7 protein-coding genes are annotated in these 11,589 nt (G+C 70.1%); 1 reads left to right on the forward strand and 6 read right to left on the reverse strand.

The features are described from left to right. Positions 1-11 precede the first annotated feature (11 nt). Positions 12-3,026, forward strand: a complete 3,015-nt coding sequence (fxsT, locus tag ACZ49J_RS23120; protein WP_467450848.1) for an FxSxx-COOH system tetratricopeptide repeat protein — start codon at positions 12-14, stop codon at positions 3,024-3,026. Positions 3,027-3,103: 77 nt separating this feature from the next. Here the strand turns inward: fxsT and ACZ49J_RS23125 are convergent, their stop codons facing one another. The 6 genes from ACZ49J_RS23125 to ACZ49J_RS23150 all read right to left on the reverse strand — a co-directional run bounded on the left by ACZ49J_RS23125 (position 3,104) and on the right by ACZ49J_RS23150 (position 11,531). Further along, positions 3,104-6,886 (reverse strand): multifunctional oxoglutarate decarboxylase/oxoglutarate dehydrogenase thiamine pyrophosphate-binding subunit/dihydrolipoyllysine-residue succinyltransferase subunit, encoded by a 3,783-nt coding sequence (locus ACZ49J_RS23125; RefSeq protein WP_467450847.1) that lies wholly within the window; start codon positions 6,884-6,886, stop codon positions 3,104-3,106. A gap of 493 nt (positions 6,887-7,379) precedes the next feature. Beyond that, the gene (locus ACZ49J_RS23130; RefSeq protein ID WP_467450845.1) at positions 7,380-8,489 is read right to left on the reverse strand and encodes a HAMP domain-containing sensor histidine kinase; all 1,110 of its coding nucleotides are present in this window, start codon (positions 8,487-8,489) and stop codon (positions 7,380-7,382) included. Between the two features lie 31 nt (positions 8,490-8,520). Further along, a complete protein-coding gene (locus ACZ49J_RS23135; RefSeq protein WP_467450843.1) occupies positions 8,521-9,258 on the reverse strand; it encodes a response regulator transcription factor in 738 nt (245 codons plus the stop codon). A gap of 121 nt (positions 9,259-9,379) precedes the next feature. Continuing rightward, positions 9,380-10,057 carry a spermine/spermidine synthase domain-containing protein gene (locus tag ACZ49J_RS23140; protein WP_467450977.1) on the reverse strand — a complete coding sequence of 226 codons (678 nt, stop codon included), beginning with the start codon at positions 10,055-10,057 and terminating at the stop codon, positions 9,380-9,382. A 179-nt stretch (positions 10,058-10,236) separates the two neighbouring features. Next, the gene (locus ACZ49J_RS23145; RefSeq protein ID WP_467450842.1) at positions 10,237-10,893 is read right to left on the reverse strand and encodes a GNAT family N-acetyltransferase; all 657 of its coding nucleotides are present in this window, start codon (positions 10,891-10,893) and stop codon (positions 10,237-10,239) included. Positions 10,894-11,015: 122 nt separating this feature from the next. Further along, complete coding sequence (locus ACZ49J_RS23150; RefSeq protein WP_467450841.1) at positions 11,016-11,531, reverse strand: YfbM family protein; 516 nt, start codon at positions 11,529-11,531, stop codon at positions 11,016-11,018. Between the last annotated feature and the right edge of the window lie 58 nt (positions 11,532-11,589).

Consider the following 11,589-nt stretch of genomic DNA (forward strand, 5'->3'; position numbering starts at 1 on the left):
GAGGCCGCTGCATGTCTGGAGCTCGTACGCCGGTCAGGCCAACCGAGAGGGGGGCCGCGAAGCAAACGGTCACGATCAGCTTCGCCGGTTTCAACCGGCCCTGGGCGGTCTGGATCGGGGACCGACTGGAACGGCGCGGGCTCCGTGTCGTGTACCTGCGATGGGACGCCCCGGCGGAGATCCCCCTGGTGGACCTGCTGCGTGATCTGAAACTGGCCGAGGGCCGGATCCTCATCATCGTCAGCGAGTGGTACTTCCAGATGGGCCCCCGCACCCACGAGGAGTGGAACGCGGCCCTGCGCGAGGTCGTGGCACCGGACCCGTCGCGTTTCGCGGCCGTCTCGGTCACCACGTCCTCGGTCCCCACGGCCACCGCGGCGCTCGCGCCGACGGACCTGACCAACATGGGTGCGGACGAGGCCGAGCGGCGTCTGCTGGACCGGCTCGACCTGACGGGCGATCCGCTGCCGGACTCGGGGGACGGCGAGCGGCGCGGGCCGCGCTTCCCCGCTGCCATGCCCGAGGTGTGGGGCGGGGTGCCACGCCGCAACACCCGCTTCACCGGCCGCGAGCCACAGCTCAACGAGGCCTATCACCTGTTGCAGGGCTCCGAACAGGGCGCGGGCGTGGTGGCGCTGCACGGCATGTCGGGGGTGGGCAAGACCCAGCTCGCCGCGGAGTACGTGTACCGGTTCGGCTCCGAGTACGACGTCGTGTGGTGGGTCAACGCCGAGAGCCGGGTCACGTACCGGCGCTTCCTCGCCGAACTCGCCCCGAGACTGGGGCTGTCCACCGGCGCCGAGTACGGCGAGCGACTGCGCGCCGTACGGGACTCGCTGCGCCGCGGCGACCCGTACGCGCGCTGGCTGCTGATCCTGGACGGCGCCGACGAGCCCGACCAGATCTGGGACCTGGTGCCGACGGGACCCGGCCACGTGCTGATCACCTCGCGCAATCCGGAGTGGGGCGAGCACAACAGCCGCCTCCTGGCGGTGCCGGTCTACGCCCGGGACGAGTCGGTGGCGTTCATCCGGCGCCGCGCACCGCGGCTGACGGAGGCGGAGGCCGACCAGCTGGCCGACGCGCTGGAGGACCTGCCACTGCTGCTGGACCAGACGGCGGGCTGGCTCAACGACTCCGACCTGTCCGTCGAGGAGTACATCGGCCTGCTGGAGGGCGGCATCGACCAGGACGTGGTCAAGGTCTCCGCGGACTTCCCGCTCGCGTTCCAGACGGCCTGGTCGATACTGCTGAACAAGCTCCGCGAGACCGTCCAGGAGTCAGTGGACCTGCTGCGGCTGTGCACCTTCTTCGCGCCCGGCTCGATTCCCGTGCGGCTGCTCAAGGAGATGCCGCTCGACCAGATGCCCGAACAGATCGCCGGACTGGTCAACGACCCCCTGCTGTGGAACAGGGCGATCAACCAGCTGCGCCAGTACTCCGTGGTCCGTCTGGAGTCCCACGAGTCGGCCCCCGGCGACGAGGCCGCCTCCTCCGGAGAGTCGCTGTACCTGCACCGCATGGTGCACCAGATCGTGCGCAAGGACATGCCGGAGGAGGACCGGCAGGAGTTCATCGACGTCGTGCGGCGCGCGCTGGCGGCGGCGGACCCCGGGCGCCCCACCGACACCCGCCTGTGGGACGCGTACGCGGAGATCGTCCCGCACCTGGAGTACGCGGACGTCCTGCACAGCACGGATCCGAACGTGCAGCGGCTGGTCCTCAACTGCCTGCGCTACATGTGGTTCACCGGCGAGTACACCTCGGGCATCAGGCTCGGCGAGCGTGCCCTTCAGGCGTGGCGGTCCCTGCTGGGCGAGACCCATTCCCGGATCTGGGAGCTGACCTACCACTACGCCAACTCGCTGCGCTCGGCAGGGGACTACCAGAGCACGGAGGCCATCGAGCGGGCGGCCGTCGAGCACCTGCGCCAGGAGCGCGGCGAGCGGGACCTGGACTACCTGCGCGCGGCCAGTGGCCTCGCCGCGGACCTGCGGGGCCTCGGCCGCTACGAGGAGGCGCTGGAGCTGTCCGAGCGGCTGTTCAGCACCTACCGCGAACTGCTCGGCGACCAGGACTCGCGGACCCTCAACGCCCTGAACAACCGGGGAGCGTCGCTGCGGCTGCTGGGCCGCTACGAGGAGACCCTCGACATCGACCGCCGCACGCTGGAGGCGCGCCGCGCACTGCTGAGGGGCCGGCATCCATGGACCCTCTTCTCGGAGACCTCCTACGCGATCGACCTGCGTCTGCTGGGCCGTTACACGGAGGCCGAGTCGGTGCAGGCGAAGAGCGTGCGCGAACACCGCATCGTGATGGGAGCGGACAATCCGCAGACCCTGCGTGCCGAGCACAACCTCGCGCTCTGCCAGTACCGCAGCGGTGAGCGGGACAAGGCGGGCCTGCTGTTCGCCCGCGTACTGGAGCGTGGCGAGCGGGTCATGGGCGAAACGCACCCGTGGACTCTGCTGTTCGCCGTCAGCCAGAGCTGCTTCGCACGGGAGCACGGCGACATCGACCAGGCGCGCGAGACGAGTGAATCCATCATCGCCCGCTACGAGATGATGCTCACCGAAGGGCATCCGTTCATCGCCGGCGTCCGCGCCAACCAGGCGCTGATCCTGCGCAGCGTGGGCGAGCGCGACCACGCCAGTGCCCTGATCGAGCAGGCGCTGGCCGACATGGCCGCCGCGGTGGGCGAGAACCACCCGTGGACCCTGGGCTGCGCCATCAACGCGGCCGCCGTGCGCAACCTCGTCGGCGACACCGAGTCCGCTGCCGCCCTCAGCGGGGACACGGTCACCAGGGCCACGGAGGCACTGGGGCGTACCCATCCCCTGACCCTGTCCGCCCGCATCGCTCACGCCGCCGACCTACGCGGCCTGAGGGACCGCCAGCAGGCCGAGAAAGTCGAGCAGGAAGCCTTGCAGGACCTCGCCGCGACGCTGGGCAAGCAGCACGTCCACACCATCTCGGCGCGCTCCCGCAACCGCCCCTACTGGGACTTCGAGCCGCAGGCGACCTGACGCGACCGGGACGCCGAAGGGCCCGGCCCCGGGAAACCGGGGCCGGGCCCTCTCGTCAGGCAGGGACGCTCAGTGGCTCACGCCTCGAACACCTCACGCACCAGCTGTTCCTGCTCGGCCTGGTGGCGCTTCGCCGAGCCCACCGCCGGAGACGACGAGTGCGGGCGGGAGATGCGGCGCAGGCGCTCGCCGTGCGGGACGTCCGCGCCGACCGCCAGGTCCAGGTGGTCGATCAGGTTCAGCGCGATGAACGGCCAGGCACCCTGGTTGGCCGGCTCCTCCTGGGCCCACAGGTACTTCTCGGCGTTCGGGTACTTGGCGATCTCCGCCTGCACCTCGGCACCCGGGAGCGGGTACAGCCGCTCCAGGCGGATGATCGCCGTGTCCGTGACGCCGCGCTTCTTCCGCTCGGCGTCGAGGTCGTAGTAGACCTTGCCCGCCGTGAAGACGACCTTCTTCACCGCCGCCGGGTCCACCGACGTGTCGCCGATGACCGGGCGGAACTGGCCCGTCGTGAACTCCTCCGCCTTCGACGCCGCCGCCTTCAGGCGCAGCATCGACTTCGGGGTGAAGACGACCAGCGGCTTGTGGTGCGGGTTGTGCACCTGCCAGCGCAGGAGGTGGAAGTAGTTCGACGGCAGGGTCGGCATGGCGACCGTCATGTTGTTCTGGGCGCAGAGCTGCAGGAACCGCTCCGGGCGGGCCGAGGAGTGGTCGGGGCCCTGGCCCTCGTAGCCGTGGGGGAGGAGCAGGGTGACGCCGGACGTCTGGCCCCACTTCTGCTCCGCCGACGAGATGAACTCGTCCACGACGGTCTGGGCGCCGTTGACGAAGTCGCCGAACTGGGCCTCCCACATGACCAGGGACTCCGGCCGGGCGAGCGAGTAGCCGTACTCGAAGCCCATCGCGGCGTACTCGGACAGCAGGGAGTCGTAGACGTTGTAGCGCGCCTGGTCGTCCGACAGGTACAGCAGCGGGGTGTAGTCCTCGCCCGTCTCACGGTCGATGAGGACCGCGTGGCGCTGGCCGAACGTGCCGCGGCGGGAGTCCTGGCCCGAGAGGCGCACCGGGGTGCCCTCCAGGAGCAGGGAGCCGATCGCGAGCGTCTCGCCCATGCCCCAGTCGATCGCGTCGTCCTCGATCATCGCCGCACGGCGCTGCAGCTGCGGCAGCAGACGCGGGTGGACGGTGATGTGGTCGGGGATGTTGACCTGGGACTCGGCGATGCGCTTGACGACCTCGGCGGAGACGGCCGTGTTCACCGCGACCGGGAAGCCCTCCTGCGGGTCGTGGGAGTCGCCCGACGCCGGCTGCGAGGTGGCCTCGCGGACCTCGGTGAAGACCTTCTCCAGCTGGCCCTGGTAGTCCTGCAGCGCCTGCTCGGCCTCTTCCAGGGTGATGTCGCCGCGACCGATGAGGGACTCGGTGTACAGCTTGCGCACCGAGCGCTTCTTGTCGATCAGGTCGTACATCAGCGGCTGGGTGAAGGCCGGGTTGTCCGACTCGTTGTGACCGCGGCGGCGGTAGCAGATGAGGTCGATCACCACGTCCTTGTTGAACGCCTGGCGGAACTCGAAGGCCAGCCGCGCGACGCGGACCACGGCCTCCGGGTCGTCGCCGTTCACGTGGAAGATCGGGGCCTCGATCATCCTCGCCACGTCCGTCGCGTACATCGACGAGCGGGAGGACTCGGGGGCCGCGGTGAAGCCCACCTGGTTGTTGATGACCACGTGGACCGTGCCGCCGGTGCGGTAGCCGCGCAGCTGCGACATGTTCAGGGTCTCGGCCACGACGCCCTGGCCCGCGAAGGCCGCGTCGCCGTGCAGGGCCACCGGCAGGACCGTGAAGTCCGTGCCGCCCTTGTTGATGATGTCCTGCTTGGCGCGGGCGACGCCCTCCAGGACCGGGTCGACCGCCTCCAGGTGGGAGGGGTTGGCGGTGAGCGAGACCTTGATCTGCTCGCCGTCCAGGCCCGTGAAGACGCCCTCGGCGCCCAGGTGGTACTTCACGTCGCCGGAGCCGTGCATCGACTTCGGGTCGAGGTTGCCCTCGAACTCGCGGAAGATCTGCGCGTACGACTTGCCGACGATGTTCGCCAGCACGTTGAGGCGGCCGCGGTGGGCCATGCCGATGACGACCTCGTCCAGGCGGGACTCGGCGGCCGAGTCCAGCACCGCGTCGAGCAGCGGGATGACGGACTCGCCGCCCTCCAGGGAGAAGCGCTTCTGGCCGACGTACTTCGTCTGCAGGAAGGTCTCGAACGCCTCCGCGGCGTTCAGCCGGCGCAGGATGCGCAGCTGCTCCTCGCGCTCCGGCTTGGTGTGCGGGCGCTCGATGCGGTCCTGGATCCACTTGCGCTGCTTGGGGTCCTGGATGTGCATGAACTCGATGCCGGTGGTGCGGCAGTACGAGTCTCGCAGCACGCCGAGGATGTCGCGCAGCTTCATCAGGGACTTGCCGGAGAAGCCGCCGACCGCGAACTCGCGCTCCAGGTCCCACAGGGTGAGCCCGTGCTCGGTGATGTCCAGGTCGGGGTGCTTGCGCTGGCGGTACTCCAGCGGGTCGGTGTCGGCCATGACGTGGCCGCGGACCCGGTAGGAGTGGATCAGCTCGAAGACGCGGGCGGCCTTCGTGACGTCGTCGTCGTGCGAGGCGTCGATGTCCTTGAGCCAGCGGACCGGCTCGTAGGGGATGCGCAGCGCCTCGAAGATCTCGTCGTAGAACTTGTTCTCGCCGAGGAGGAGGTTCGCGACCTGGCGCAGGAACTCGCCGGACGCGGCGCCCTGGATCACCCGGTGGTCATACGTCGACGTGAGCGTCATGACCTTGGAGATGCCGAGCTTGTTCAGGGTGTCCTGGGAGGTGCCCTGGAACTCCGCCGGGTAGTCCATGGAGCCGACGCCCATGATCACCGACTGGCCGGGCATCAGACGCGGCACGGAGTGCACGGTGCCGAGGCCGCCCGGGTTGGTCAGGGAGACCGTGACGCCGGAGAAGTCGTCCATCGTCAGCTTGCCGTCGCGGGCGCGGCGGACGATGTCCTCGTAGGCCTGCCAGAACTCGAAGAAGTTCAGCGTCTCGGCCTTCTTGATCGCCGCGACGACGAGCTGGCGGTCACCGTTCGGCTTGACCAGGTCGATGGCCAGGCCCAGGTTGACGTGCGGCGGCTTGATGAGGGTCGGCTTGCCGTCCTTCTCGCCGTACGACCAGTTCATCGACGGCATGGCCTTGATGGCCTGCACCATCGCGTACCCGATGAGGTGCGTGAAGGAGATCTTCCCGCCGCGGGCGCGCTTGAGGTGGTTGTTGATGACGATGCGGTTGTCGAACAGCAGCTTCACCGGGACCGCGCGCACGGACGTGGCCGTGGGCAGTTCCAGGGAGGCGTTCATGTTCTTCGCGACGGCGGCCGACGGACCACGCAGCGTCACCAGCTCGGGGCCCTCGGCGGGCGCGGCGGGCTCGGCCTTCTTCGCCGGCTTCGCGGGGGCGGCGGGCTTGGCAGCGGCCGGCGCGGCGGCGGGCTTAGGGGCCGCGGGGGCCGGCGTGGCCGGTGCGGGGGCGGCGGCCCGGGCCGGAGCCGAGGGGGCCGCCGGCGCGGCCGGGGCAGCGGGAGCGGCAGGCACGGCCGGAGCCTGGGGGGTGGTGGTGCCCGCCGGAGCCGGGGCGGTGGCCGCCCCTGGCTTGTAGTCGGCGAAGAAGTCCCACCAGGCGCGGTCTACCGAATTCGGGTCCTGGAGGTACTGCTGATAGATCTCGTCGACGAGCCACTCGTTGGGCCCGAAGGCCGCGGCGGGGTCCTTGCCCGCTCGGTCGGCGTCGGTCGAGATGCTCGAGTTACTGGGGGACTGTGGCGACACGGCGGCAACCGCCCTCTTCCGCTTCACAAGGTGATGGACAGCGGGAATAAAGGCTACGCCTCCGTGGCGGTGAAGGTGAGGCCGGGCCGGTCCATCGTCGTGTAAGTCACATCGGAAAGCGTGTTTCAGTGCTGGAAATGGCGGGAAACAAGCGAGGTTTCTCTTCGAAACGCATGCCGCGGCGCGGGCCTGCGGCGACGTGCGCGGAGCTCCGCGCGTGACGACGGCCTGATCACACGTGTCCGCCAGCGCGGACGCACACGGATCTTGTGGCTCCACATCGAACTTTACGTCAACTTGGCACAGATGGAAGTCCCGGACGTGTGACTTCGATCCAGCCAGGTGCCTCCGGCGGTTGGCCGGTACTACGCGTCTGCCGGGTTCTGTTTGTGGGCGGGCGCGGGTTCGTTGCGGCTTGTCGCGCAGTTCCCCGCGCCCCTGAAGAGAACGTGCCCGGCAGCGCCCGTCACCCGGCAGAGGGGTACGCAGAGCCTCAGCCGGGCGTGCGCTGGGAGGGCACGCCCGGGAGGGTGACCTGGATGCGGCAGCCGCGCTTGGACTCGGCCACGCCGATGCGGCCGCCGTGGAGGTCCACGGCCCAGCGGGCGATGGCGAGGCCCAGGCCGGTGCCGCCGTCGCTGCCGGGGCCGTGGGGGGAGCGCACGGCGCCGCGGTTGAAGCGTTCGAACACGCGGTGCCACTCGGACTGGGGGATGCCCGGGCCCTCGTCCAGCACCTCCAGGTCCAGGGACTCGGGTGTGCTGCCGCGTCGTGCCTTCACCGTCACGCGGCCGTGCGGCGGGCTGTGCTTGACCGCGTTGTCGATCAGGTTGGCCACGACCTGGTGGATGCGCTCGGGGTCGGCGTGGGCCGTGAGCTCCGGAGGGTGCACGTCCAGGTGCAGGTGGACGTCCGTGCGCGTGTGCTTGCCGGAGTCCGAGGCGATGCCGCCGCGTGCCGAGGCGACCATGTTGGCCTCCTTGAGGACACCCGACAGGTAGGGCCACACCTCGAAGCGGCGCTTGCGGAGGGGGACGACGCCGTTGTCCAGGCGGGAGAGGTCCAGGAGGGTCTCGACCAGGCGCCCGAGGCGTTCGGTCTGCTTCAGGGCCGTGCGCATCGTCTCGGGGTCGGCGGCGGAGACGCCGTCCACCACGTTCTCCAGGACGGCGCGCAGGCCCGCGATGGGCGTGCGCAACTCGTGCGAGACGTTCGCCACGAGTTCCTTGCGCTGGCGGTCCTGGGCCTCCAGCTCGTCGGCCATGAGGTTGATCGTGTGGGCCAGGTCGCCCAGCTCGTCGCGGCGGCTGTCGTTCACCCGGCGCGTGTAGTCACCGTGCGAGATGTACCGGGCGACCGCGTTCATCTCGTCCAGCGGCGCGGTGAGCGAATGCGCCACGAACTGCGTGATGAGAAGTGTGGCGATCATCGAGAAGACCGTGATGAAGCGGAGCTCTGTCTTGGTGTGCACCGCGATCATCGACAGACCCGTGGTGATCAGGACCGAGACGACGACGAGCGTGCCCAGCTTGGTCTTGATCGAGAACGGGCGCAGACCGCCCAGGGGTCCCTCGCCCTTGCGTGACTCACCGAGACCGCTCATACCGCCACCAGCCCCCTACGCGACCACCGGCTCAGGGCGTCGGGGTCTCCAGCGCGTACCCCACACCGTGCACCGTGCGGATCCGCTCCGCCCCGATCTTCCGCCGCAGCGCCTTGATGTGGCTGTCCACGGTCCGTGTCCCGGACGCGTCCGCCCAGTCCCACACCTCGGCGAGCAGCTGCTCGCGAGAGAGTACGGCACGCGGGGTGTTCGCGAGGCACACCAGGAGGTCGAACTCGGTCGGCGTGAGGTGCACGTCCTCGCTGCGCACCCGCACCCGGCGCTGCGCGTGGTCGATCTCCAGCTCACCCAGGCGCAGGATGCCCGAGCGCGGGGTCGACGCGGCCAGCGCGGCGCGCTCCACCCGGCGCAGCAGGACGTGCACGCGCGCGGCCAGCTCCCGCATGGAGAAAGGCTTCGTCATGTAGTCGTCGGCGCCGACGCCGAGGCCGACCAGCATGTCCGTCTCGTCGTCCCGCGCGGTGAGCATCAGCACCGGCACCGGCCGTTGCGCCTGCACCCGGCGGCACACCTCAAGGCCGTCGAAGCCCGGCAGCATGATGTCGAGGATCAGCAGGTCGGGCTGCCAGGCCTCGGCGGTGTCGACGGCGGCCGGACCGTCACTCGCGGTCTGCACGAGGAACCCCTCGGCCCGCAGGCGGGTCGCGATGGCGTCGACGATCGTCGTGTCGTCCTCCACGACCAGGACCCGGCGCTGCGCGCCCGGGGTCGTCGCCGTGCCGTTGTGGGAGGTGTGTGTCTGCTCCATCGCCCGCCCCTGTGTTGCTTTCCGGAATCCGTGGGGTGATCCCTTGATTGCGCATGACTGCGGTTGCCGCATGAATGATCGGCGTCAGAGGAGCAGCGTACGGGCAGTTACGGTGCCGCGGCTATCCAGGGCGGATCCCGAGGTGCACGACGTCGGGAACGCCTCGGGCAACCGGGATCTCTTCGGTACGCACGTGTTGGAACCCGGCATTCCCCAAGGTTTCCTCGAATTCCGTTGACGGCTGCGCCGACCACACCGCGAGTACCCCGCCCGGCTTCAACACGCTTGCGCAGCTTGTGAGTCCGGAGGGCGCGTACAGGCTGTCGTTGTCCTCCGTGACGGTCCAGTCGGGTCCGTTGTCGATGTCCAGGCACAGCGCGTCATATGTGTCGGACATCTCATTGACGAAAGTCACGAGATCCGCTTCCGCGATCTCCGTACGAGGGTCCGCGAGCGCATCGGAGGACAACTCGGCGAGCGGGCCGCGCCGGTGCCAGTCGATGATGGCCGGCTCGCGCTCCACCACCGTGATGCGCCCCCATCGCGGGTTGGCCGCCGCGTGTGCGAGCGAGAACCCGACGCCGAGACCGCCGATCAGCACGCTCGGCTCCGGCCGTTCGCCCAAGGCGTCCAGGGCCGCGTCGACGAGGAGCCGTTCCGAACGGCCGTCGGAGGTGTCCATCAGGAAGCACCCGTTCGCGATGATCTGCAGCAGTTCGCCGTGGCGCCGCAACACGACCTCGCCGTACGGGCCCTCGCGACGATCGATGACTTCGGGGACGTCGTACGAGGTGCTCATGGGGCCATCCTGGCAGCCGCGCCGCGGGGGCACCGTGAATTTCGGTGCCGGGCCGCGGTGTTGTGCGGGCGGCTCCGCACCGTGCGGGGCGGCCCGCGGGGCTGCCGTGATGCCAGGGCGGGACGGTCTCCACACCGGTGCGGCCCTGCTCCCGGACGCCGCCGTCGCACAGCACGCTGTTACGGCTTCCCGGTGAACTTCGCGCTGGTCAGCGGTGCTTCGACCCGCCAGCCCAGTGACGCGTACAAGGCCCGCCCCTCCGGTGTCCCCGCCAGTACGCCCCTCTCCGCGCCCTGTTCGGCCGCCGCGTGGGCGAGGGTGCGCATGACGAGGGTGCCGAGGCCGCGGCGGCGGTGGGCGGGGGAGGTCTCGATCTGGTCGACGACGGCCGTCGCGCCCGTCGGGGCGGTCTGGCCGCGTGCCGCCCAGGAGCCGTCCGGCGCGGCGACGATCACGCGGGTCACGCCGCCCCGTGACCAGGCGCGGAGCCGGTAACCGGGGGGTGGGGAGCCGGGGGCCGGGGTGGTCGTGGCCGCCAGGCGCACGGACATCAGGTAGCCCGGTTCCGGGTCGACCCACCAGCCCTCGCCCAGCCAGGGCCCGACCGTCTCCGGCGCCGCGAAGACCTTGAGCCACACGCCGGTGCCGGTCACGGAGTCGGCGACCTTGCGGACCGCCGTCTCGTCGACCTCGCCGTTCGTGGCGGTGAACACGTGGCGGGTCACGTGGTCGGCGGTGCCCACGTCGATGGTGCGGCCCCAGGGTTCGGTCACGGGTGGGGCGGCACCCCGTGACACGACCCAGCCGTCGGTCCAGGCTTCCACCAGGTTGTCCACGGCTGCCCCCCACGCACTCGGTAATAGGTGATCTTGCAGTAAGCCTATTACGTCGGTGCTGTCGGCGCGAGGCCCTCCAGGGCTGGGGTGGGCGCCGGGTTCTTAGAACCGCTCTCCAGAACTCAGCTCAACCAGACGATCACGGCGTCACCGTCCCGGGCGGCCGCTTCGAAGAACGGCACCAGCGCCTCATAATGGCCCGTCACGTACGCGAGTTCTTCGGCTCCGTCGCCGCGCTCCCAGACCGGTGGGTAGATCTCCGCCGCGGCCAGGTCCGCGGGGCCGGTGCCCTTCGTCAGGTCGTCGGCGGAGATCGTCCGAAGCGTCTCGGCGGCCGCCCGGACCCGGTCCGGGGGCAGGTGGCGCGGTGGCCCGTAGCCCCAGTCCTCGGCCCCGGCGAGTTCCTCTTCTCCGAAGACGATGTCGACGGGGAAGCCGATCCGCTGCAGCAGGAAGTCGATCGCGTGCCATGCCTTGTCGATGTCGAGGCAGCGGGCCGCGGCGGCGTCCGGCGCGTCGTCCTCGTCCCACTCGCTCTCGGCCATCTCCTGGACGAACGCGTACGCCCACTCGGGATCCCGCCGTGCCCGCTCGTACTCGGTCGGCGTCAGTCGCGCGTAATTCCCGATCATGCCCATGGGCCGGATCGTAGGGGCGAGCACTGACAACGCCTCTGATCTGCTCATTCGTAGGGGG

Source organism: Streptomyces sp. NPDC030840 (assembly GCF_055572015.1).

What these genes read in the sequence shown, in the direction of transcription:
- ACZ49J_RS23150 (WP_467450841.1), bottom strand. Translation starts at nt 11,531, where the DNA reads ATGGGCATGATCGGGAATTACGCGCGACTGACGCCGACCGAGTACGAG.
- fxsT (WP_467450848.1), top strand. Translation starts at nt 12, where the DNA reads ATGTCTGGAGCTCGTACGCCGGTCAGGCCAACCGAGAGGGGGGCCGCG.
- ACZ49J_RS23130 (WP_467450845.1), bottom strand. Translation starts at nt 8,489, where the DNA reads ATGAGCGGTCTCGGTGAGTCACGCAAGGGCGAGGGACCCCTGGGCGGT.
- ACZ49J_RS23135 (WP_467450843.1), bottom strand. Translation starts at nt 9,258, where the DNA reads ATGGAGCAGACACACACCTCCCACAACGGCACGGCGACGACCCCGGGC.
- ACZ49J_RS23140 (WP_467450977.1), bottom strand. Translation starts at nt 10,057, where the DNA reads ATGAGCACCTCGTACGACGTCCCCGAAGTCATCGATCGTCGCGAGGGC.